The organism is Spiroplasma endosymbiont of Colias croceus (genome assembly GCF_964020095.1).
GTDB lineage: Bacteria > Bacillota_I > Bacilli_A > Mycoplasmatales > VBWQ01 > Spiroplasma_E.
The window spans coordinates 1126357-1151190 of record NZ_OZ026536.1 but is presented as its reverse complement, the minus strand read 5'-3'; the positions used below and the strand labels follow the sequence as shown (position 1 = coordinate 1151190).

Genomic DNA, 24834 nt, shown 5'->3' with positions numbered 1-24834 from the left:
ATTTCCTTTATTTAAGAATTATTTTAATTGGATTTGTTGTTCCTTTATAATTTAAGTCATTAACATTTGCAGTAATAGTTATATATAAGTCACCTGCTTTTTGTTTTTGATTACTTACATTAGTTTTACCTTGTGCATCACTAAAATATTTAATAGTTTGATTTGTTAAATTAGGATTTAATGATTTAAGTTCATTAGTACTTTTTATTTGTGTATTTAATTCACTATTATTGTTATTAACATTTGCAGTAATATCAGTTGTTAAATTTGTAATTTTAGTTTTTAAATCAGTTTTCTCTGCTTTAATAATTCCGCATAACATTCATCTTGATGTTGTTTCATTATTGGAAATATAAGGTATTGATTCTCCAACAACTTCACCAGCAACTTTATATGCTCTTCCTGCTTTATCATCTTTAATAAAGTCTACATAAATAATTGTTCTTTCTAACATGTATCTTTTCATTGCTCTTGGTGTTGCTAAAACAAAAGTCATTAGTTGTTGTTCATTTTTATCATTAGTAAAAATCATATAATCATCAAGAACGATTTCACATAATACACCTTTTACATATAAATTATTTCTATTTAAACGTAATTGTTGCGCTAACTGATTATCGGTGATTAAACCTTTATTATCTGCTAAATAAACTAAACTATCATAAAGACCATTAGTAATAAAAAATTTACTATTTGCAATGTTTCTAAATTGAAACAAAGTATTTCAAGCAGATAACATTGATTTTAAATATCCTATTGGCGTTGTATCTTCAATATCTATTTTAGTAGCAGATTTTGCAATTGCTTGTGTATCATCAATTGCTAATTTATCTGCTAAATCATTTGCAACTTCATATTGCATGCTATCTAATAAATTTTGTCCATTATTTGCATTTAAATCTACATCTGCAATAATTTCTCCTGCAAGATATTTTTTAGTTATTTTTTTACTAATTTTATCTGTATCAACATATGGTAATTCATATCTTTTACTTTTATCATCTCAAGCAATAATTTTTATTTCCGGTTTTTTTGGTTTTTTAACAATAAACTCAATATTTACTGAATCAACAATTTCAGTAGGGAAAAAGTTTGCCCATGGACTATTTGAAATTTTAAAAAACTCTATAAATTCTGGTGCTTCTACTAATCTCTCTGTATTATCTAAATTTTGATTAAATGGTACTGACATTTTATTTCTTCCTTTCGTTTATAAATAATTTTTCTTTTTATAATTAATTAAAAAATTTTCTTTATCATTTGTTTTATTATTAATAATTATTTGTTTATTGCCACCTGTATTAATTGTTTGTTTAAATATTGGTTGAGGCTTTTATGTAATCTGTGTATCTTTGTTTTACAAAGTACTAGTTTAGATTAATTCTATCTTCAAATTTTATCATAAAATGAGCAATTGCTGTATTTCAATTTTGAATGGGCATTGTTCATTTTTTTGTTATATTTTCAATTGCTAAATAAAATATTTTAAAAACTGCCATATCATTAGGAAAAACTTTTTTATTTCTGATAACTTTTCGTAATTGACTATTTACAGATTCAATAGCATTTGTTGTATAAATAACTCTTTTGATTTCTGTAGGATAACTAATAAAAACCATTAAATTATCTCAATTTTTATATCAAGATTTAGCAATTTGAGGATATTGTTTATTTCACTTATTTTCAAAGGATTCTAAAGCCTGCATTGCTTGTTCTTCACTACATGCAGTATAAATTGGTTTTAAATCTGCAACTAGAGATTTTCTATGCTTATATGAGACATATTTCAAACTATTTCTAATTTGATGAACTATGCATAATTGATGTTCTGTTTTAAGATAAACTGATTGTATTGCTTCTGACATGCCTGTTAAATTATCACTGCAGGCAATAAGAATATCATTTAAGCCACGATTTTTCATTTCTGTTAAATTTGCTAATCAAAATTTAGCACCTTCATTTTCACTAATTCATAAACCTAAAACATCTTTTTTACCTTCTAAATCAACTCCTAAAGCTATATAAACTGATTTATTAATAATCCTTTTATCTTGTCGTACTTTCACTACTATGCAATCAAAATAAACAATCGGATAGACACTTTCTAATGGTCGATTTTGCCATGCTTTTACATCATCAATAACATCATCAGTAATTTGACTAATAACACTTTCACTAATATCAGCACCATGATATAACTCTTGTAATTGCATTCTAATATCTGATAATGTCATACCTTTTGCATATAAAGAAAGAACTTGTTGATCAAAACCATCAAATCTTCTTTGTCTTTTTGCAACTATTATAGGATTAAAATTACTATTGCGATCTCGTGGTACATCAATCTCAATTTTACCTTGTTGAGTTATTATTTTTTTTGAACTTATACCATTACGAGCATTGTCACTATTACTATGTTGATTCTTTTCATATCCCAAATAATTTTGCATCTCAGAATTCAACATTTTTTCTACTAATCTTTTTGTTAATTCTTTATACAATCCTCCCTCTTTAAAAACTGTTGTTAAATCTTCAGTATTTTCTAATAATAAATCTACTGCTTTTGATATTGGATCATTATTATTAATATTTTGCTTTTTAGCCATCTGTAACTCACTCTTTCTAGTCATTTAATTATATTTACTAGAATTAATTAAACATAGTTATTTTTGTAAGTTACACAGATTACTAAACATTACCTATTGGTTGCTCTTTAATAATTTTTTTAATAGTTTCTTCAATTTTTGAATTTTCTATATTACTTGTTTTAAATTTTAAAAAATCATAAAATTCAGTTTTAACTTGATATTTTTTAAATATATTAATTATTTCTTTTTCTTTAATTTCTTGATTAAGTTTATTTAACTTATTTTCTGCTTCATTAACTTTATTTTCTATTTCTTGTGAAGAAGCATTATTTTCAGTTAAAGGTTCAGTTGTTTGTTGAACATTATTTTCATTTTCTAACATTTAACATTCTCCTAATCTTATCCCAATAATCAATCTTTAACTAATTGTGGCATTTCACTTATTAATTTTTTATAATCATTAACTGCATTTTCTAATGTATCAATATCAGAAAATTTAAAACAATTATCAATATGTAAATCAAAATCTCTATCAATACTAATATCTTGTTTTCTATATTTTTCATTAAATTCAATTTTTGTCATATTATTTTTCTCCTTTATTAATCTTTTCATTTAATTTTCCTAATTTTTTTTGATGTTTTATAATTTTGTTATTTGCTCTAACATGTTTTGGAGTTGTGATAAATCTTTTTAATAAAACAATAATTTCTCTGCAAATTAATGTTCCAACACTTGTTCCAATAATTATTAATTCATGTAAAAATTCTTTCATTTCAATATTTTCCTTTCAATTATTTATTTTTTAATTATTCATCAAATTGACCACCATTAATTCTTTCAATCATCGATTTTGAATTACTTATAATGCTTACTAATAAGGCAATTTCTTTATTTAATTGTTCCATTCTCTCTTTATATGTCTGAATTTCATTATTATAATATTCAAGTAATTTTTCTTTATTCATAAATTATTCACCTCCTTTATAAAATCATGTGATTATAATCTCAATTTAATGAAGCATTATCATGATTTAATGGAACTTCGCTCATATTATCACTACCATATTGACTAGTTGTTTCACTATTAATTGTGAATCTATTATCATTAATTAATCTTGCAGTTTCATTATTAAATGATGTTTCTTGCATTTCTTCAATATGATTAGTTGTTTCCATTGGTAGTAAATTATGGATTATTTCACTTGCACCAGCAATTATGGTAGGTACTGTATAAGCATTATTAAAATCATTATTAATACCCATAGCAACACCACTTGATATTAAACATCCACCAGTTGCCATATTACAAATCTTTCTTATTGTTTCAAATTTATTAGGTATTAACTCAGTTAATCCATTAATAATATTTGAAATACCATAAGCATTTAAACTAATATATGTATCTCAATCCATTAATGACTGATTATCTTGTTTATCTAATAATAATCATGGTGGACCCTCAGTTGTAGTTGTAGTAGTTATTGGAGTTGGTGTTGTTGGAATAATTGGAGTAATATTATTTTCTGTTCATTTACTATAATTTGCTAAACCAATTGTTCCTAAACCTAAAATAATTTTTTTAGAACTATTAATTAATTTAGTTTTAGTATTTGGCATTTGATTTAAATTTCATATATCTAAAGCTAATTTTTTACCAAATAATAAACTATTAATTGAACCTAAAACTGGATTTGCAATTACTTGACCATAATAAGCACTTGTACCAATCATTGCACAAATTGGACTTATACCAGTTCTAATTAATTTAGTTAAAGTATAATTTGATTGTGTATTTTCATTTGGCATTATTTAACTTCTCCGTTCGTATTCAATAATTTTTCTAAAACATAATGATTTTTATCAAATTCTTTAATAAGTCATTTTTTTGTTTCTATGTGATTGTTAGTAACAAGAATTAATCTTTCTATTATATAAATTAATTCTTTTTTATCTGCTTTATCAAAAATTACTTTTAAAATTTCATCTAACATATTTTATTCTCCTTTAATTTGTTTTAAATCATTTAATAGTTCTATAAATTTTTTTATCTCTTTTGAATGATAATCAATCATTAAATAATTATCATTTCAATTAAACATTACACATGTGTCACTTGCACAAAATTCAACATTATCAATAAAAAATAATTTTTCGTCTACATTTCATTTAATTAAAAATTCGCGCTTAGTCATGGTTATTGTCCTTTAATTTCTAATTTTTTAATTGTTACTTTAATTCAACCTTGATAAACATCATTATCACCAACTATTAATGCAATATTACTTTCGGGATCAGAAACAATTATATGTTTTGATTTAACATTTGGGTATTGTCTTAAAATAATTGTTCTAATATCATTACTTGTATGAATTGCTTTTGGAAATGGCGATAATATTTCAATTTCATCTTTATTTTCAAACAAAGTAGGTAATATAATCATTAGTCAAATTCACCTTTTTCTATTTTTTCAATTAATAAATTTAAAATATTTTTGTCAAAATCAGAGCTTGTATAATTAATTTTTTTAGTTCATTTAATTATATCTTTCATATATTTAAGTATTTTTTCTTTATTCATAATTTAACCTTTCTTTTCTAACTCTTTTATTTTGTTTTTGTTTACATAAGTTATTACATTTATGAGCAAAAACTCTACCATAACCACATTTATTATTCTTTTTAATTTTTATTATCATTATTTTTAAATGTTTCTTCTTTTTCATCAAAATACAATTTAGTGTTTGCTTCTATTCACTTCTCAAAAGAATTTAACTTTAATTTATTCATTGGACATATTCCGTAATTAAATTTAATTAATTGTCAATAAAATTGTTTTAAAACTATTTAGTGTTATTGAATATAGAAATAAATATTTTTTGAAAAAATAGTTTAAAAAATGAGTTTACATTTTAAACAAAAAATTGTTAATAATATTTTTATATTAACTCGATAAAAATTTAAATTTTAAAAAAATATTTTTAATATTTTTTTTATTTTAATGGTTTTATTTTATTAAAAATTTCACAAAGTAAGTTAAATCTTAAGTACATAAGTCTAAATTTAGATTTTCTACATTTATTTACTAAAATTTTGAATCTTTTCAATCAAGCAAAGACATGTTCAACTTTAATTCTAATTTTAGATACAATCTTATTGTATTTTCTTTCTTGTTTAGTTAATTTTTTATTTTTAGTTCTTTTAATTGGTATTATTGTATTTTTATAAATATTTTGTATACCTTGATATCCTAAATCACCAATAATTATTGTTTTTTCTGAAAATTCAAGATTTGAATTTTTTAATATTTGAAAATCATGCACTTTACCATTATCAGCAAAAATATCAACAATTTTTTTATTAAAAAAATCATATACAATTTGAAATTTTATAGAATACATTCAACTTTTACCAGAAAAATATTCTAACTGTAGTTTTTTTTAGTTGGTCTTTCAATTTCAATCTCAGTTGAATCAATTAAATAAAATTGAAATTCATTTGAATTTTCTTGTTTTTTATCAATTTTTAATTTATATCTTTCTTTTAAAAATTGGTAATCTTTGTGGTTACTAAGTTTATTTTCTACTCAAGTAATATTTCGAAAACAACTTGATGGGCTCATTTTAGATTTAATACTCATTTGAAAAAAAGTATAATATTCTTTTCAGTATAATAAAGTCATCATTAATCTTTCTTCTACTGAAAGTTTATTTTTTCGACCTTTATTTTTTTCTAATTTTTCTATTTCAATTAATTTTTCTAACATTTCATTAAAATGAAAACGTTTTATACCAAAATATCTATAAAATTCTTCATTTTTTAATTTTTTTAAATTTTCAAAAATCATTTTTATCAACACTTTTCTAAATTTATTGTTAATAACAAAATTATAAAATAAATTTTAAAATTATTAATTGACTTTTAAAAAATTTAATTACGGAATATGTCTTAAGTTTATTTTCTACTCAAGTAATATTTCGAAAACAACTTGATGGGCTCATTTTAGATTTAATACTCATTTGAAAAAAAGTATAATATTCTTTTCAGTATAATAAAGTCATCATTAATCTTTCTTCTACTGAAAGTTTATTTTTTCGACCTTTATTTTTTTCTAATTTTTCTATTTCAATTAATTTTTCTAACATTTCATTAAAATGAAAACGTTTTATACCAAAATATCTATAAAATTCTTCATTTTTTAATTTTTTTAAATTTTCAAAAATCATTTTTATCAACACTTTTCTAAATTTATTGTTAATAACAAAATTATAAAATAAATTTTAAAATTATTAATTCACTTTTAAAAAATTTAATTACGGAATATGTCTATTAGTCAAATTTACCATTTTTTTTCATATAATGATTTAGACAATACAATGATTCTAGACTTCCATTTTCGTATTTTTCTAATATATATTGTTCATTATTACAATCTAATTTACACTTCATTAATCAAATTCTCCTTATTTTTAGTTAAATTATTAACCATTATTTCTAAGCATTTCATACATCAATTTTTACTTAACCATATTCTTTTCTTACATTGTTTACATTTATTCATTTTTATTCATTTCATTTTTTAAATCATTTAACATTTATTGAACAAAATGCACGATTTTTAGGAATGTTTAAAGTGTTAAAGATTTGACCAGTTACAATAATTTCATCATTTTTGTTTAATAAAATACAGCGTCTATAAAGTTTTGGGTTATTAAAAATTAAAGTAACGTAGTTTAATCCATTTCATTGACCACGAACACTATAATATAATTCTTTATTACCTTTTTCGTAATATTTTGCTTCAATAGTGTTACTCAGTTTTACTGTTAATTTGACATAATTGACTTTATCTTTCATGTTTATACTTTCCTTAAATAATTATCAAAAATTAATATTTTTTTATGATTTTTTAAATAATATTGAATATGCTTATATGCATCTTGTTCATGTTTTGTTAATTTTATATTTCCTTTATAATTTGTTATTTTATTTTTATTTTTTGGGTGGTTTTCTAGATAATCTCAGTTAAAAACATCTTGAACTAATACCATTAATGCACCAATAATTTTAGGAGTTGCTAATGGATTAGTTAATAATTGTTTTGAAGTTAAAAAGAAATTTTCTACAATAACTAATATTTTTTTATCAATAAATTTTTCTTTAATTAATTTAAATTTTTCTTTATACATATTTTTAGTTCATAAAACAGTTAATGTATTAAATGTTTCATTAAAAACAATATTATTAGTTTCACTTGAATATATAACCATTCCATTATTACCAATTCCAGCAGGGTCAATTCCAATAATTAAGTCATATTGCATTATTAATCAAATTCTCGATTATTGATTTTTTTAATTAATGAATAATATATTGAATCATTACTTGCACTTCTATATCCATCATTTTCAATTTTATTTTTTAAATATTTAATTAATTTTTCTTTATATTCATTAATTATTTCTTTTTTAAAATCTTCTCTTAATTTTTCTATATTATTTAAATGTTCTTTTGTTATTTCTTGATTACGTTTTTTATTATATTCATTAATAATTTCTTGGTCTTTATAAGAAAATAGTTTTTGTTTATTCATATTTATACCTCCTACTTAACCTAACATTTAAAATACAGTCATAACAAATTGCTTTATTATTTTTGTCTCTTAAAAAGTTTTGTCTTGTTTTTATATCATCAGTATTAAAGAATAAATAATCTAATTTATGTTGTTTACATGTTCAACAAAAATACTTTTTCATAATAGTTCTTTCTAATATATTCTGTTGCTTGTAGCATAAAGAATATATATTTTTATTTTTATATTATTAATACTATTCGTTTTATTCATTCCAGAAATTCTGGGCTCAAAAATAAATTGTGAAATTTTAAAAAACATTGAGGCATTCGATTCAATATTTATTTAATTTGTGTTTAGCAAATTAATATTTTAATTGAACCGGCACCGCTCAATTTTTTTTACAAGTTTGAAATTTATTTTCTCGCCCAAAAAATTTTTTCAAAAAAAATAAAAAATAAAAGCAACACTTGCTCACTGGGGAGTGGCAAGGTTGGTTAAATAAAGAATAGAATTAATACAATAGGTCCCTACAACAGGTCTATATATACTAGTTTCCAATTCGCTCCCACCCCAAGAATTACCATTAATGGTTAGTATATTTTATTAGGTATCACTCCACTTTTTATTTATCCATGCAAGTCCACATGCTAGCTACTATTTTTAACAACTGTGTTGTAGTTCACTTTTTTAGTTCCTTAACACGTGTTGATAATAGCATTAAAGAGGGTTATTAATTATTAACTTTCTCCTACTTGGTCACTGCGTGTAGTAGATATTTAAAGGATGTTAATAATAAAAAATTTTAAAATTTTACAATTACAAAAAAAAGACAAGATTATTTCTTGTCTTTTCCTTAATAACTTTGAGAATAATTTTTTTTAAATGTATATTTTTTAAAATACGTCGAATATAAATTTAAATTTAAGGGTTAAAGAGAGTAATTTTGTCTAATTTTCATTATTTTTCAAATAATTCATTTTTGGAAATAAGTTACTAATATGATAATAAATTATTTCGTAACTTTGACAACCGCCCTAATACGTTCTTTACGCTCTGGCAAACTAACATTAGGACAAATTAAACGATGAACTTTAATACCTTGCCCTTTAGTAATATAACCCGCAATTGGTTCATCAGGGATAGGTAAACAACAATGAGCCAATGATGTTTTAGTATTGGGGGCATTTTCAATAATAATTTCATTATTACTACTTAAATTCATTGTTGTTTGTTGTTTAGTTTTTAATTCTTGAAATGTTACTGAATCACTATATAAAATAGTAGTAACCGCCTGTTCAATTGTATAAGTTCCATTAGCAACATCTAAGCAAAAATCTTCATACGTTTTATATTTTAATGATCTAATTCTTGACATAATAACATTACGTTTTGCAATTTTTCAACGAATGTGATTTTCAATAATATATTCTTCTATTTTTTCCTTTGTTTTTTTTATTTTCTCTTTGTTTTCTGTATCTTTAATTTTATTTTCTTGATTAAATTTTTCTTGCTGATTATTTAAATATTTTTTTATTTTATGTTGAGCAAAATTAGTCTTAACAATATTTAATCAATCACGAGAAGGGCGTGCAGTTTTAGCAGTTTTAATTTCAACAATATCACCTGATTTTAAAACAGTATTAATAGGAGAGTAAATACCATTTATTCTTGCACCTACTGTTGTTTCACCAATTTCAGTATGAACTTTAAAAGCAAAATCTAAAACAGTTAAACCAAATGGTAATGTTATAACATTACCATTTGGAGTTAATACATAAATTAAATCACTAAAAATATCTTGTCGAATTTCTTTTTCTAAATTATTATCTTTGGCAATATTATCTGCTAATATGTTTTCATCAACATTTGGATTTAAGTCATTTAAATTTAATATTTCTTGAAAAATATTTAATTTTTCATCAATTTCTGCTTGACGTTTCTTAGGATTTTTATTTTCCCCTTCTTTATATCTTCAATGCGAAGCTGCACCTGCTTCAGCAAAATCTTCCATTTCTTCAGTTCTAATTTGTAATTCATAAATTTCATTATCAAAAACAACAGATGTATGTAATGATTGATACATATTATTTTTTGGTGTTGCAATATAATCTTTAAATCTACCCGGAACAGGAGTAAAACTTTGATGAATATAACCCAAAATGGCATAACAACTATCAATAGAATTAGTAACAACTCTAATTGCTAAAATATCATGTATATCATCAAAATCTTTTCCAAAATAATACATTTTACGATAAATAGAATATAAGTGTTTACTACGACCATAAATTTTAAAAATTAAATTTTTATGTTGTGATAATGTTTTACTTAATTCTTTAATAATTTCATTAACTAATTTTTCACGTTTTTCACGATCCAAATTAATAAGGTTATCAATTTTTTTATACTCTTTAGGATGTAATACTGCAAAAGAACGATCTTCTAGTTCTGATTGTAATTTACGCATACCTAGACGATGAGCAATAGAAGCATAAACTTCTAAAGTTTCTTTAGCAATAATTATTTGTTTTTCGGGATTTAAAAAATTAATAGTTCTAATATTATGTAAACGATCTGCCATTTTAATAATAATGACACGAATATCATGAGCTAAACTTAAATATAATTTACGTAAATAATTAGCTTTAATTTCATTTCTTTTTTCTTTTGCAAAATGACTAACTTTAGTTACAGCTAAAACTAAATTAGCAACTTCCAAACCAAATTCTGCTACTAACTCATCAAAAGTTGTTGGTGTATCTTCTAAAATATCATGTAAAAATCCTGCTTGTATTGAAGAGACATCTAAATGTCATAATACTAAATTATATGCTGTTGATAAAACATGATAAACATAAGGATCACCATTCTTTCGATATTGATCTTTATGTTTTAATAATGCATATTCATAAGCTACTTTAATTTTTGTAATTTGCTTAGGATCTTTGATAAATGTTTTTGCTTCCGCTAATAATTGGTTAAAATCTTTACAAGTTAAATTATTCATTATTTACTACTTATTAAAACTGAATTATTTCTAACAGCGGAATATTATCAAAATGATGTTTATTAGCAAATTCAGAAAGCAAAATTAAAGTAGCAATGCCAACTGATTGAGCATTACTTTGTTTTATTAAATTAAGACAAGCATTAATTGTTCCCGAAGTTGCAATCAAATCATCAATTATTACTACTTTATCTTTTGTTGAAAGTACATTTTGCTGCATTTCTAATATAGCAGTACCGTACTCTAAATCATAAGTTACTTTATAGGTTTTACCTGGTAATTTACCTTTTTTGCGTGCAAGAACTAATTTGATACCCAACTTATATGCTATAGCAGCACCAAAAATAAATCCTCTTGCTTCAGGTGCTAAAATTGCTGTTGCTCCACATTTTTTAATAAAATCTACAAAAATATTAACAACACTTTGAAATGCTTCTGGATTACTTAATATTGGGTTAATATCTTTAAATTGGATACCTTTAATTGGAAAATCAGGAATATTAATAATAATTTTTTTTAATGATTCTTTTGTCATTGCAACCACCTATTCATTAATACCTTTAATAACATATTCATCTGCACCAATGAAATGTTTTTTAATTTTATTAATACGTTTTTTATATCTATAAACTCTTCATTTCTCAAAATAAATTCAAATAAAAGGAGCAATAAAGTAAGATGATACTAAACTTACTATACAACCTATTAATAATGATAAACTAACTATTCAGAAACTAGGAATAATAAACATAACAATTACTGATGTTATTAATACTACACCATTAATAACTAATGTTCTTGGTAAAACCTTTTGAACACTTTTATTTGAAATTTCAATTATTTCTTCTGTGCTAATAACTTGTGTTTGATTATTATTAATCTTAATTTCACGAATATTATCAAAAATTGACATAATACTAATTATTGTTAAAATCATTACTCCCAATAATATTCCAACAATTGAAGTAGAAATTACAATTTGGAAAATACTAATAATAGCAAGTGTCATTAGTAAACTAAAAATAATAGCTAAAATTAAAGGAATAACATAAGTTAATTGAAATCTAATAATAATATAAATTAAAATAACAATAAAAGATAAAGCAATTGAAATAATCATATTAACTAATAAATCTAAACCTGACTTAGCAACAACTAGATCAATTTCTCCTCATTGTAAAATAGATTCTTGTTTTCAATTTCTATTAATCTCCCCTAAACAATTCTTAAACCTTTGCTGCATACTTTGAGAATTTACTGTTGTTTGAACAATAATTTTAAACTGATATGGTTTTCCTTCACCACCAGCAATTAAGGAAAAATTAATATTTTTAAAATATTTACTAAATTGACTATTATTTTGAATTTCTTTACTAATAAAATCTTTTGCTAATTCTGCTTCTTTAATAATATTGTAACTAGGATCACTTGGATCTTGAGTAATTGTACCCATTCCAACAAAATCAGTTCGTTGATCAAAACCAGAACCAAAATTAGAACCAATTACACCATAAGTAATACCTGAAGCAAGAACAATAACAGCAGAACCTGAAAGAATTCATTTTGTTAATTTATGAAAATAATTTCAGTTACTTATTTTAAGTTTTGAAAAAACATTTTTAAAATTAACTAATATTTTTTTGTCTTTTGCTTTAACTATTTGAATTTTTAACGGTTTTAATGCATTAATTAATTCTTGTTTCAATTTATTAATTTCTTGTGAAAGATTTAATTTTAAATCTTTTACTTTTGACTTATAAACTGATCTTGATTTACTATGTTCTTTTTTTAATTGCTGCTTATCAACTTTAAATTTTTTAATTAATTCTTTAACTTTATTTTTATAACTAATTTGAAGCTGACATTTTTCTGAAATTAATTGTTTTTTTATTTTTTTATCACTACTTTTAATATTATTTGTATCTATTGAATTATTTAAAACTATAGTGCTTTTTCTACTAATATTATTAGTTCCTAAAAGTTGAGGTTTATTTTCTAACCAGTTATTTCGTAATAATGTTCATAACATTAATCTTAATAAGATAATTCCAAAAATAATTACACCAAAAGTAGCAATAGAAGTCATAATAATAAAACCTTTGATAGCACGAGTTCCAAATCAGAAAATAGTTAAATTAACAATTAAAATAATAGCGCTACAATCTAATGAAGAAGATAATGTTTTCTTATTTGCTGATTTAAAAGCACTAATCAAAGTTTTACCTTGCATATATTCATTTTTAAAACGTTCCAACAAATTAATAATTGTATCTAATAATAGTGCAAAACCAATAATTAAAGCAATTACGCTTTCAGGAGCAATTATGCCATTAATGAAAACAAAACTAACAATAGTAAATAATAAAAATAATGATATTATAATTAGAACAATAACTCCTAACATACGATAATAAAACAGAACAATAGTCATAAGAACAAAGGTAACTAATATAATAATAACAACTGCAATTTTTAAAGATGTTGCACCTAGCGTTGGACTAACATTAGCATAAGATAACATAGTAAAATTATTTTTTGACAATCCTGATGTTAAAACACTTTTCATTTGTTCAACTGTTTCAAGATTAAAAGTATCTGAATTAATTGAAATACTATTGTTAGTTACTTTAACTTCACCAACTCAATATGGAATATAACGATAATCAATAACATCTTCATGTAAAATATCTGAAACATCTGGTAAACGTAATAAATCTTTAATATAAGGCAATCATGCATTCATAGGTGAACCAACAATAGGAGAAGCAAAAGGATCAAAGCGATTAGCAGGATCATATGTATTTTTTTCATCATTAGTATCAACAGAAAGACTATGAACTGAACCTAAATTATCAGAATAAATTCAATTAATACCAAATTGACCATTTTGATTAGGATTTAATAGTCGTGCTAAAGTAGGGTCTTGTGCTTTAGCTCTAGCTAAAATATCAGTACCTTTACCAAGACCTGGTGTATTATTATCTAATAATGATGTTAATGATGCTTTAATCTTACCATCAGTATCATTTTTAAGATTATCAATTATAAAAGCAAGGGAGCGAATACCCTCCATACTACTTCGAATATAATCTAATAACTGACCAATATCTGAATAAATATAAAATGTATTTTCTTTGGCAGAAGTAAGTTCTTTTAAAACTGAATCATTTTTAACATCAAAAACAAGTTCTGGGCGATGAGTAACAGAATTATTAACAGCTTTAATAGCAGAAAAAACATCACTAGTTAATAATCTTTTATCTCTTTTTGTTCAAGTAGTAGCTTTGTCATCTTTCTTTTCGGTTGCTAATAAATCATTACCATCTTTATCAACAATATAAGAATAACCACGTCGTGATACACTGTGAACAAAAGTAGAAATATCAACTCCCGCATCTTTACTCAACGCTAAATTATACTTATTATTATTATTGCTAGTAATGCTTTCAATATAAACGTTACTAGTACCTAAAGGGTCAACTCTGTCTTTTAATAAATTAATAACATCTTTTTGTTTACCTTTACCCTCATATTGAACTTGTGTTTGATAACCACCAGCAAACTCAATACTTAATTTACTATTATTTTCAACATATTTAGCACTAAACACTACTGAAATTATTATTGCAGAAACAATAATTATTAAACTAAAAATCCTTAAAAAAAATCCAAGATTTTTAGTTTTTCTTGTCCTAGAAGAAGTGTTCATATTTCTTCACTCCTAAATCATTTTATTTGTATAAACATAGATTGTATATTATTTAAGCACTATATAAGAATACCAACATTCGTTATAAATAACAATTGTTTTACAGTAATATCAAAAATAATTATTTTCTAAATCAAATTATATTATTATTAATATACTCTTTACCAATAATTGTTATTTTACGACCCTTAGTTGTCTTAATAATTAAACCACAATGAATAAGTCAAGGTTCATAATGAATTTCAAGATTTTTTCTTTCTTCATTCAAAAGTTGACAAATAGTTTCAATACTCAAACTTTTATCTAAATTTACATTATTAAACAATGCTAAATATGCCAATTGTAAACTATTTAAACCTAAAGGATAAATTTGCAAAAAAAATAAAATTTGCAAAATATTAGTTTCATTTAAATCTACATTCATAACAACACAATAATTATACAATTGTTTAATGATGTTAATAATGAGTCGCGGAATATTACGACAATGATTAGCAATAATATTTATTATATTATTTTCTAATTTTCAATTTAAACTTAAAGAAACTTGTGAAATAATACTTTTAATATCCTGATAATTATAATCAGATAATTGTAAAATATTAGGAATACGACTTATCAACGCTTTAGTTAAGATTCCTACTTTATTAGTAGCACCAATAAATGTAAAAGAGGGTAAATTAATTTTAACAATTTTATTATTATAATCTTTACCAATCATAATATTAATAAAATTACCTTCTAATGCAGAATATAATACTTCTAATATTTCATAGTTAACAACATGAATTTCATCAATAAAAACTATATCAGATTGTTTGATATTTGCTAAAATACTAATAATATCGCTAGTTTTATTAATGCTTGTTCCTTCTAAACTATGAAAATTTACTTGCAATTCTTCTGCTATTAATCGTGCAATAGTTGTTTTTCCAATACCAGGAGGACCAATTAATAAAATATGACTTAAAGCAATATTTTGAATTTTACTACCTTTGATTAAAATTAGAATACGTTCAATAACATTATTTTGTCCAACAAAATTATTAAAACTACTAATACCCATATTTTATTTCCTTAATAGCTAATGCAATAATTTCTTCAACTTCCAAATCTCAATTAATATTTCTTAGGACATATTCCGTAATTAAATTTAATTAATTGTCAATAAAATTGTTTTAAAACTATTTAGTGTTATTGAATATAGAAATAAATATTTTTTGAAAAAATAGTTTAAAAAATGAGTTTACATTTTAAACAAAAAATTGTTAATAATATTTTTATATTAACTCGATAAAAATTTAAATTTTAAAAAAATATTTTTAATATTTTTTTTATTTTAATGGTTTTATTTTATTAAAAATTTCACAAAGTAAGTTAAATCTTAAGTACATAAGTCTAAATTTAGATTTTCTACATTTATTTACTAAAATTTTGAATCTTTTCAATCAAGCAAAGACATGTTCAACTTTAATTCTAATTTTAGATACAATCTTATTGTATTTTCTTTCTTGTTTAGTTAATTTTTTATTTTTAGTTCTTTTAATTGGTATTATTGTATTTTTATAAATATTTTGTATACCTTGATATCCTAAATCACCAATAATTATTGTTTTTTCTGAAAATTCAAGATTTGAATTTTTTAATATTTGAAAATCATGCACTTTACCATTATCAGCAAAAATATCAACAATTTTTTTATTAAAAAAATCATATACAATTTGAAATTTTATAGAATACATTCAACTTTTACCAGAAAAATATTCTAACTGTAGTTTTTTTTAGTTGGTCTTTCAATTTCAATCTCAGTTGAATCAATTAAATAAAATTGAAATTCATTTGAATTTTCTTGTTTTTTATCAATTTTTAATTTATATCTTTCTTTTAAAAATTGGTAATCTTTGTGGTTACTAAGTTTATTTTCTACTCAAGTAATATTTCGAAAACAACTTGATGGGCTCATTTTAGATTTAATACTCATTTGAAAAAAAGTATAATATTCTTTTCAGTATAATAAAGTCATCATTAATCTTTCTTCTACTGAAAGTTTATTTTTTCGACTTTTATTTTTTTCTAATTTTTCTATTTCAATTAATTTTTCTAACATTTCATTAAAATGAAAACGTTTTATACCAAAATATCTATAAAATTCTTCATTTTTTAATTTTTTTAAATTTTCAAAAATCATTTTTATCAACACTTTTCTAAATTTATTGTTAATAACAAAATTATAAAATAAATTTTAAAATTATTAATTGACTTTTAAAAAATTTAATTACGGAATATGTCTTTAATAAAAAATTATTAATTACTATTGAACTAAAACCTAATTTTAATAATAGACTTCTTGCAAAACCTATCTATTAAAAATTAAATTTTTAAAATAAAATTAAAAATAAAAAAGATAGGTAATCTATGATGTTTGATAAATTAAAAACTATTAACAATCCAGAATTATTAAGATTAACTGGTATAAATGATATTATTTTTAATAAAATTCTAAAAATTTTAAAGACAGAAGAAGTAAAAAAGTTTAAAAATGGTGGTACACCTAATAAATTATCATTAGAAAATCGTTTATTAATGACTTTAGAATATTGAAGAGAGTATCGAACTTATTTTCATATTGCTAAAAGTTATGGAATTAGTGAAAGTAGTTGCTATAGGAATATCAAGTGAATAGAAAATACTTTAATAAAACATCCTGATTTTCAACAACTTGATGGGCAAAAATCACTGTTAAATAATAATTTTAAAGATAAAACAGTTATCATTGATGTGACTGAAAGTACTATTCAACGCCCAAAAAAAGTCAAAAACAATATTATTCAGGAAAAAAGAAAAAACATACAATAAAAACTCAAGTCATAATTGAAAAAGATAGTAAAAAATTATAAGTTCTTATTTTTCTTATGGTAAAAATCATGATTTTAAAATTTTAAAAAATTCAAAAACGAAATTTTTATCAGAAACAACTATTTTAGTAGATTTAGGATATCAAGGTATACAAAACATACATAAAAATGTCTTATTACCTAAACGAAAATCAAAGAAAAACCCTTTAACTAAAGAAGAAAAGAAAAATAATAAGGCTATTTCAAAAATGAGAGTTGTTATTGAACATGTTTTTGCGATTCTTAAAAAATTTAAAATTATTAGTGAAAAATATCGAAATAGAAGAAAAAAATTTGCATTAAGATTTAATTTAATAGCTTCAATTTATAATTTACAATTATTAATTTAAATATATTTGATAATTTAATATTTTATTTTTTTATTTGAAATAATAATTTTTGTTGTATTTTAATGACAAAAAATAAAACATATTTTGAACAATAATTTTTAAAAAATATTAAAAGTGTTATTAAAATAAATTTTTAAACTTAAAAAATGTGATTAATATCATAGTTTTGCAAGAAGTCTAATGTATCAAATACTAAATCTGATTTTTCATTTTGACTAGTTGTTAAATTACTTACTACTTTAATATGATTACTAAAATAATTAATAATATTATTAGCAATTTTATGAGTTATACCTTTACACTGTTGCAATATCTTATAATCTTGTTTGCTTATAGCCAACTTAATACTATCAAGTGATAGTTGATTTAATAATCTTAAAGCAGTTTTTGGTCCAATATTACTAATATTAAGTAAGTGAATAAAAAAGGTTTTTATTGCTTTTGATACAAACCCAAAAAATTGTTCATAAGTTGGTTTTTGATGAAAATAAACATAAATTTTCACTTTAATATTTAATGGTAATGTTTGTAAATTAACACCTTCAATAATATATCCATGATCATTACATTCAAAAATAATTTTATTTTCATAAAATTCTTTAATAATACCTAAAAATATTCATCGATCACTTATTCCTCCTTTTCTATTCTTACTATTAATTAGATGAAAAAGAAAAATAAACCTTTTTATTTTTTAAAATTATGTTCAATTGAAAGCACATCATCATCATTTTCAATTGTTTCTAACAATATATCAATTAATTTAATTTGTTGTTGATCAGTAATGGTAATCAATTCATGGGGAATATTAACAATTTCGTTAGTAATAAAATCATTAATATTATTTTTTTCTAATAAATTAGTTACAGCATTTAACTGTTTAGGATTAACTTCAATATCAATGATATCTTCTTTTTTTTCAATATTAAAAATTTCAAAATCAATTATTAACTCCAAAATTTCTTCAACTGATAATAAACTTGAAAATTGAATTACCCCCGTTGTTTGAAATAAATATTGAACAGAATTAGTAGCAGCTAAATGACCACCCAATTTATTAAAATAACTTCGAATATTACTTGCAGTTCGATTTTTATTATCAGTTAAACAATGAATAATTATGGCAATATTACTTGGTCCATATCCTTCATAAGTGACTGCTTCATAATTAGTTGTTTCATTTTTATTACTAGCTTTATTAATAGCACGATTAATATTATCCTTTGGCATATTTATACGTCGTGCTTTTTCTAACATTAATTTCAATCGCGGATTATTTTCAACATTTGCACCACCTAATTTAACAGCAACATAAATTTCTCTTGATAATTTTTGAAAAATTTTACCACGTTTGTTATCTTGGGCATCTTTACGATGTTTAATATTTGCATATTGTGAATGTCCAGCCATATTCTCATTCCTTTATTTTTTTCTTGTTCATTTCGGAGCTTGCGGTACAGGTATTCTTTTGTGTGCACTATTCTGATGCATAAATTCAATTTTATTAATTACTGATGATGGTATTAATGATTTATTTCCTAGTAAATATTGATCTAATTGTTCATACTTAAATTGCATTTCCATTTCATCAGTTTGTCCATCTCATAAACCAGCAGTTGGCTTACGAATAATGATCTCTTCACTAACTTTTAATATCTTTGCTGCAGCAAAAACATCTTTTTTTAACAAATGAATAATTGGTAATAAATCAACACCACCATCACCATATTTAGTAAAATAACCAATGTGTCATTCATCACTATTATCTGTTCCTACAACTAAATAATTATGATTTTGTGCATATGCATAAAGAGCATTCATTCTTAATCTAGCTTTTAAATTGCCTAAAATTAATTTTGATTTTTCTATATTAATTTCAGTTTCTAATGTTTTTTTAAAACTTAAAAAAACATTATTTAAATTAACTACTTTGGCATTTAATTTATGAATATTAACTAAATTATTTGCATATTCTAAATCAATATCTGGTGAAAAACAAGGCATAATTAATGCTAAATGATCATTAGGAAAAGCTTTTTTAATCAATAATGCTACTACTGCTGAGTCAACACCACCACTTAAACCAACAATTAAACCTTTGGCATTTGCTTTTTTTACTTCACTTTGTAAAAATTTAATAATTTCATCTAAATATTGTTCTAAATTCATAATTATTCACTCTCTTTTATTTCTTCAGACATTTCAAAAATATTGTTATAATGTCCAGCAATTTTATTATGGGTTTTATCTAAAGTTTCAATGGCTTTATTAGTTGTATCAAAACCAGCCTTAACTTTTTCTCATCTATCAACCCAACGATCAAAATCATCTTTGAATAAACGTAATTTTTTTGCCATTTTTTCTAAATTTTTATTAAAATCAATATCTTTACGATTTTTATCAACTGTAAATAAAACAGCAGATAAAGTAGTAGGAGAGGTAATTCAAACACGTTTCTTAAAAGCATATTCAACAATATCATCAGCAAATTGTGCGTAAATAAAAGCAAATATTTCTTCAGAAGGAATAAACATTACTGCGCTAGAAATCTTATTTTTAATATTAATATATTTTCCAACTTCATCAATTCGTTTACGAATATCATTACGAAAATCTTTTAAATAATTTTCTTTAACTTTAATATCTTCACTTACTAAATACCTTTGATAGTTATCAATTGAAAACTTTGAATCAATAGCAATTCCTTCTTTTTCAGAATCTGTTTTTACATAGGCATCAACAACTTTGCCATCAATTGTTTTATATTGTCGTTCTCATAATTTTTGATTTGAACCCAACATATTAGTCAAAATTTTTTCTAAAACAAATTCACCAACATTACCACGTTTTTTAGTATTAATAAAAACTTCTTGTAAACTTTGAATATTATCATTAATTTTTCCTAAAACAGTTGATGATTCTTGTAACTTTGCTAAATCTTTAATAACATCTACTACTTGTCTTTGAATGACATCAGCATTGCGTTTATAATCATCTTCTTTTTTATCTAAATTTTTTTGAAAATTATCAATATTAGTCATTAAATTAATTAATTTTTCGGTTTTATCACGATCCGAACCATTTCATGATGTTTTAAAATCATTTAATTGTTCTTTTAAAGTTTCTACTTGCATTTTTAAAAAGTCTTGTGCAATTGGGTCGCTAGTAACATTCTGACTTTTTTTAATTTGCATATAAATTATTAAGCCACCAATACTACTAATAATTAAAATAACTACGAATAAACTAATTACTATTTCCATTTCCATTTCCTATTTTCCTTTGCCCTTTTTTTATTCTTCTTCTCAAATCATATCATAATTAAAAATCTTAACATGATCACCTTTTTTTATTCCTTGCTTTCTTAATTCATCATAAATTCCTAAATCTTGTAATTTAATTTTAAATAATAAAATATTATGATAATTATTTAAAGGATTTTTTTGATATATTACTTCAACGGTTTTACCAGAAATAGTTCATTGATTATTTGCAAATTTAGTAATAATAACTTGTGGAACATATTCTTTATTAATATATTCATAAAGAATATGTTCTTCATTATTTTCATTATTATTAACTTGGTGCAGTTGTTCTTTTTCAACGGCTTTAGCAATATCTTTAATTAATATATCCAAACTAATATGTTTCATAGCAGAAATTGCAATTATTGGTAATTTAATTTGTTCTTTTAATTTCTCTAAATTAGTTTGTGCATCTGGTAAATCAATTTTATTTGCAACAATTAAATGCGGTTTTTTTGTCAAATCTTTATTATAACTTTCTAATTCACTCATAATTAATTGATAATTTAAAAAATGATCTTGAGTCTTATCACTAATATCAATCATATGTACTAAAACTTGACAACGTTCAATATGACGCAAAAACTGTAAACCTAGTCCTTTTCCTAAACTAGCTCCTGTTATTAATCCAGGCAAATCCGCCATAACAAAATTATTATTTTTATCAACTCTAACAACACCTAAATGTGGATTAAGAGTAGTAAAAGGATAATCAGCAACTGTTGGAGTTGAAGCAGAAATAGCTCCTAATAATGTTGATTTACCGGCGTTAGGCAACCCAACTAATCCGGCATTGGCCAATAATTTCAACTCACAAATTATTTCAAAATGTTGTCCAGGCATTCCTTTTTCACATATTTTAGGTACTCGATTTATTGCCGAAGCAAAACGAGCATTTCCTCGTCCACCAAGACCACCGGCAGCAATTATTATTTCTTGTTTATCTTTAATAATATCACCAAGAATATTTTGAGTTTTGTTATCTCTAATAATAGTACCTAATGGAACTTTTACATAAGTATTAGTTCCTTTACGTCCATGCATATTTTTGGGTGCACCATTTTTACCATCTTCAGCAGTTATCTCTTTATTTTTACGTAAGTCTAATAGAGTATTCATACCTGAATCACCAATAAAGATAATATTACCGCCTCTTCCTCCATCTCCACCAGATGGACCACCTTTGGCTACATAAAGTTCACGACGAAAAGCAACAACACCATCACCGCCTTTGCCGGCAGTAACTTTTAATTTTGTTACATCTATAAAACGCATTTCTTACTCCTTTTTTATATTAATAATAATTCTTATTATATAGTGTTAACATTTTTGTGTAAAATACTATTTTATTTTTCATATAATTTTAGTATACAGATATTATTGTTAAAAAAATAATAATTTACTATATCTAGTTAATATTTTTTGTAAACTATTTTTCCTTTATGAAAATTAAAAAAATGTTTTTTTAATGTTAAATATCATTTAAGTTATTTTCATATATGAAAAATTATATATTAAAATAAAACTTATAGGTGTTTTTATTAATTTGCTTAAAATCAAATCAATAGTTTTTTTATTTAATTTTATCTTTGAAAAAATATATTAGACTTCTTGCAAAACCTATCTATTAAAAATTTAATTTTTAAAATAAAATTAAAAATAAAAAAGATAGGTAATCTATGATGTTTGATAAATTAAAAACTATTAACAATCCAGAATTATTAAGATTAACTGGTATAAATGATATTATTTTTAATAAAATTCTAGAAATTTTAAAGACAGAAGAAGTAAAAAAGTTTAAAAATGGTGGTACACCTAATAAATTATCATTAGAAAATCGTTTATTAATGACTTTAGAATATTGAAGAGAGTATCGAACTTATTTTCATATTGCTAAAAGTTATGGAATTAGTGAAAGTAGTTGCTATAGGAATATCAAGTGAATAGAAAATACTTTAATAAAACATCCTGATTTTCAACAACTTGATGGGCAAAAATCACTGTTAAATAATAATTTTATAGATAAAACAGTTATCATTGATGTGACTGAAAGTACTATTCAACGCCCAAAAAAAGTCAAAAACAATATTATTCAGGAAAAAAGAAAAAACATACAATAAAAACTCAAGTCAATAATTGAAAAAGATAGTAAAAAAATTATAAGTTCTTATTTTTCTTATGGTAAAAATCATGATTTTAAAATTTTAAAAAATTCAAAAACGAAATTTTTATCAGAAACAACTATTTTAGTAGATTTAGGATATCAAGGTATACAAAACATACATAAAAATGTCTTATTACCTAAACGAAAATGAAAGAAAAACCCTTTAACTAAAGAAGAAAAGAAAAATAATAAGGCTATTTCAAAAATGAGAGTTGTTATTGAACATGTTTTTGCGATTCTTAAAAAATTTAAAATTATTAGTGAAAAATATCGAAATAGAAGAAAAAAATTTGCATTAAGATTTAATTTAATAGCTTCAATTTATAATTTACAATTATTAATTTAAATATATTTGATAATTTAATATTTTATTTTTTTATTTGAAATAATAATTTTTGTTGTATTTTAATGACAAAAAATAAAACATATTTTGAACAATAATTTTTAAAAAATATTAAAAGTGTTATTAAAATAAATTTTTAAACTTAAAAAATGTGATTAATATCATAGTTTTGCAAGAAGTCTACTAAATTATCATTCAAAAATCATAATAACAAAGTTAACGATAGTCAAATAACTAATCTTGTTAATAGAAAATTTAAGAATAGGATTAAAAATGAAGTTATTGTTAGTGATTTAACTTATGTACAAGTTAATGGTAGGTGAAACTATATTTGCCTATTAATAGACCTATTTAACCGCGAAATTATCGGACATAGTGTTGGAGTTAAAAAAGATGCATCATTAGTATTACCTATCTTTTTTATTTTTAATTTTTAAAATAAAATTAAAAATAAAAAAGATAGGTTTTGCAAAAAGTCTAATAGCTTCAATTTATAATTTACAATTATTAATTTAAATATATTTGATAATTTAATATTTTATTTTTTTATTTGAAATAATAATTTTTGTTGTATTTTAATGACAAAAAATAAAACATATTTTGAACAATAATTTTTAAAAAATATTAAAAGTGTTATTAAAATAAATTTTTAAACTTAAAAAATGTGATTAATATCATAGTTTTGCAAGAAGTCTATTGTATATTGATTTTTTCAAAGATAAACTTTATTTGAGATTTATTTAAAGTAATTTAAAAAAATAAAATTTATTACTGACTTATTAGTCAACTACTTTTATTTAAATTAAAACATTAATAATATTAATTTAAATATATTTATTATTTTTTGGGCGTATAAAGTTAATGGTTAGATTTAAAAAGAAGTTAAATGAGAGATAATAC

28 protein-coding genes and 3 pseudogenes are annotated in these 24834 nt (G+C 22.6%); 3 read left to right on the top strand and 28 right to left on the bottom strand.

What is annotated here, in order from left to right:
- Positions 1-7: 7 nt before the first annotated feature.
- From AACL24_RS07165 to AACL24_RS07055, 23 genes are all read right to left on the bottom strand, one after another.
- The gene (locus tag AACL24_RS07165; RefSeq protein ID WP_339049283.1) at positions 8-1192 is read right to left on the bottom strand and encodes a hypothetical protein; all 1185 of its coding nucleotides are present in this window, start codon (positions 1190-1192) and stop codon (positions 8-10) included.
- A gap of 175 nt (positions 1193-1367) precedes the next feature.
- Complete coding sequence (locus AACL24_RS07160; RefSeq protein WP_339046650.1) at positions 1368-2606, bottom strand: IS256 family transposase; 1239 nt, start codon at positions 2604-2606, stop codon at positions 1368-1370.
- Between the two features lie 82 nt (positions 2607-2688).
- The gene (locus AACL24_RS07155) at positions 2689-2970 is read right to left on the bottom strand and encodes a hypothetical protein (protein WP_339049282.1); all 282 of its coding nucleotides are present in this window, start codon (positions 2968-2970) and stop codon (positions 2689-2691) included.
- A gap of 17 nt (positions 2971-2987) precedes the next feature.
- Positions 2988-3203, bottom strand: a complete 216-nt coding sequence (locus tag AACL24_RS07150; protein ID WP_339047972.1) for a hypothetical protein — start codon at positions 3201-3203, stop codon at positions 2988-2990.
- Positions 3175-3363, bottom strand: coding sequence for a hypothetical protein (locus AACL24_RS07145; protein ID WP_339049281.1), 189 nt, complete (start codon positions 3361-3363; stop codon positions 3175-3177). Before AACL24_RS07145 ends, AACL24_RS07150 begins: the two co-directional genes overlap by 29 nt.
- 34 nt (positions 3364-3397) lie before the next feature.
- Entirely contained in the window at positions 3398-3556 is a 159-nt protein-coding gene (locus tag AACL24_RS07140) for a hypothetical protein (protein WP_281747961.1), read from the bottom strand.
- A 16-nt stretch (positions 3557-3572) separates the two neighbouring features.
- A complete protein-coding gene (locus tag AACL24_RS07135) occupies positions 3573-4397 on the bottom strand; it encodes a hypothetical protein (protein ID WP_339049280.1) in 825 nt (274 codons plus the stop codon).
- Complete coding sequence (locus AACL24_RS07130) at positions 4397-4582, bottom strand: hypothetical protein (RefSeq protein WP_339049279.1); 186 nt, start codon at positions 4580-4582, stop codon at positions 4397-4399. Before AACL24_RS07130 ends, AACL24_RS07135 begins: the two co-directional genes overlap by 1 nt.
- Before the next feature lie 3 nt (positions 4583-4585).
- A complete protein-coding gene (locus tag AACL24_RS07125) occupies positions 4586-4783 on the bottom strand; it encodes a hypothetical protein (RefSeq protein WP_339049278.1) in 198 nt (65 codons plus the stop codon).
- A 2-nt stretch (positions 4784-4785) separates the two neighbouring features.
- Positions 4786-5031, bottom strand: a complete 246-nt coding sequence (locus AACL24_RS07120; RefSeq protein ID WP_339049277.1) for a hypothetical protein — start codon at positions 5029-5031, stop codon at positions 4786-4788.
- On the bottom strand, positions 5031-5168 hold the full coding sequence (locus AACL24_RS07115) for a hypothetical protein (RefSeq protein WP_339049276.1): 138 nt from the start codon (positions 5166-5168) through the stop codon (positions 5031-5033). The genes AACL24_RS07120 and AACL24_RS07115 overlap by 1 nt, the downstream gene beginning before the upstream one ends.
- A 412-nt stretch (positions 5169-5580) precedes the next feature.
- Positions 5581-5988, bottom strand: a complete 408-nt coding sequence (locus AACL24_RS07110) for a transposase family protein (protein ID WP_339045908.1) — start codon at positions 5986-5988, stop codon at positions 5581-5583.
- Between the two features lie 23 nt (positions 5989-6011).
- Positions 6012-6434: a transposase family protein gene (locus AACL24_RS07105; protein ID WP_339045912.1), complete on the bottom strand. Its 423-nt coding sequence runs from the start codon at positions 6432-6434 to the stop codon at positions 6012-6014.
- Between the two features lie 40 nt (positions 6435-6474).
- The gene (locus AACL24_RS07100; RefSeq protein WP_339046799.1) at positions 6475-6813 is read right to left on the bottom strand and encodes a transposase family protein; all 339 of its coding nucleotides are present in this window, start codon (positions 6811-6813) and stop codon (positions 6475-6477) included.
- Positions 6814-7150: 337 nt separating this feature from the next.
- Positions 7151-7444, bottom strand: a complete 294-nt coding sequence (locus AACL24_RS07095; RefSeq protein ID WP_339049275.1) for a hypothetical protein — start codon at positions 7442-7444, stop codon at positions 7151-7153.
- Between the two features lie 2 nt (positions 7445-7446).
- The gene (locus AACL24_RS07090; protein ID WP_339049274.1) at positions 7447-7911 is read right to left on the bottom strand and encodes a hypothetical protein; all 465 of its coding nucleotides are present in this window, start codon (positions 7909-7911) and stop codon (positions 7447-7449) included.
- A 2-nt stretch (positions 7912-7913) separates the two neighbouring features.
- Positions 7914-8180, bottom strand: a complete 267-nt coding sequence (locus tag AACL24_RS07085) for a hypothetical protein (RefSeq protein WP_339049273.1) — start codon at positions 8178-8180, stop codon at positions 7914-7916.
- 991 nt (positions 8181-9171) lie between these two features.
- A complete protein-coding gene (locus AACL24_RS07080) occupies positions 9172-11169 on the bottom strand; it encodes a RelA/SpoT family protein (protein ID WP_339049272.1) in 1998 nt (665 codons plus the stop codon).
- A gap of 13 nt (positions 11170-11182) precedes the next feature.
- Positions 11183-11704 (bottom strand): adenine phosphoribosyltransferase, encoded by a 522-nt coding sequence (locus tag AACL24_RS07075; protein WP_339047219.1) that lies wholly within the window; start codon positions 11702-11704, stop codon positions 11183-11185.
- Between the two features lie 9 nt (positions 11705-11713).
- Positions 11714-14878 (bottom strand): protein translocase subunit SecDF, encoded by a 3165-nt coding sequence (gene secDF, locus AACL24_RS07070; RefSeq protein ID WP_339049271.1) that lies wholly within the window; start codon positions 14876-14878, stop codon positions 11714-11716.
- A 121-nt stretch (positions 14879-14999) separates the two neighbouring features.
- The gene (locus tag AACL24_RS07065; RefSeq protein WP_339047184.1) at positions 15000-15944 is read right to left on the bottom strand and encodes an AAA family ATPase; all 945 of its coding nucleotides are present in this window, start codon (positions 15942-15944) and stop codon (positions 15000-15002) included.
- Between the two features lie 268 nt (positions 15945-16212).
- The gene (locus AACL24_RS07060; RefSeq protein WP_339045908.1) at positions 16213-16620 is read right to left on the bottom strand and encodes a transposase family protein; all 408 of its coding nucleotides are present in this window, start codon (positions 16618-16620) and stop codon (positions 16213-16215) included.
- A 23-nt stretch (positions 16621-16643) separates the two neighbouring features.
- Positions 16644-17066 carry a transposase family protein gene (locus AACL24_RS07055; RefSeq protein ID WP_339049270.1) on the bottom strand — a complete coding sequence of 141 codons (423 nt, stop codon included), beginning with the start codon at positions 17064-17066 and terminating at the stop codon, positions 16644-16646.
- Positions 17067-17293: 227 nt separating this feature from the next.
- Here AACL24_RS07055 and AACL24_RS07050 point away from each other — a divergent pair.
- Positions 17294-18122: pseudogene (locus AACL24_RS07050) on the top strand (IS5 family transposase).
- Between the two features lie 139 nt (positions 18123-18261).
- Here the strand turns inward: AACL24_RS07050 and ruvA are convergent.
- The 5 genes from ruvA to obgE all read right to left on the bottom strand — a co-directional run bounded on the left by ruvA (position 18262) and on the right by obgE (position 22702).
- A complete protein-coding gene (ruvA, locus tag AACL24_RS07045; protein ID WP_339049411.1) occupies positions 18262-18726 on the bottom strand; it encodes a Holliday junction branch migration protein RuvA in 465 nt (154 codons plus the stop codon).
- A gap of 83 nt (positions 18727-18809) precedes the next feature.
- Complete coding sequence (locus AACL24_RS07040; protein WP_338987551.1) at positions 18810-19532, bottom strand: YebC/PmpR family DNA-binding transcriptional regulator; 723 nt, start codon at positions 19530-19532, stop codon at positions 18810-18812.
- A 12-nt stretch (positions 19533-19544) separates the two neighbouring features.
- Positions 19545-20291 carry an NAD(+) synthase gene (nadE, locus tag AACL24_RS07035; RefSeq protein WP_252319142.1) on the bottom strand — a complete coding sequence of 249 codons (747 nt, stop codon included), beginning with the start codon at positions 20289-20291 and terminating at the stop codon, positions 19545-19547.
- A 2-nt stretch (positions 20292-20293) separates the two neighbouring features.
- Positions 20294-21385, bottom strand: coding sequence for a DNA recombination protein RmuC (locus AACL24_RS07030; protein WP_339049269.1), 1092 nt, complete (start codon positions 21383-21385; stop codon positions 20294-20296).
- A 30-nt stretch (positions 21386-21415) separates the two neighbouring features.
- Positions 21416-22702 carry a GTPase ObgE gene (obgE, locus tag AACL24_RS07025; protein WP_339049268.1) on the bottom strand — a complete coding sequence of 429 codons (1287 nt, stop codon included), beginning with the start codon at positions 22700-22702 and terminating at the stop codon, positions 21416-21418.
- Positions 22703-23106: 404 nt separating this feature from the next.
- Here obgE and AACL24_RS07020 point away from each other — a divergent pair.
- Both AACL24_RS07020 and AACL24_RS15550 read left to right on the top strand, forming a co-directional pair.
- Positions 23107-23937: pseudogene (locus AACL24_RS07020) on the top strand (IS5 family transposase).
- A gap of 272 nt (positions 23938-24209) precedes the next feature.
- Positions 24210-24353 (top strand): annotated as a pseudogene (locus tag AACL24_RS15550) (IS3 family transposase); the annotation flags it as partial.
- Positions 24354-24834: the final 481 nt, after the last annotated feature.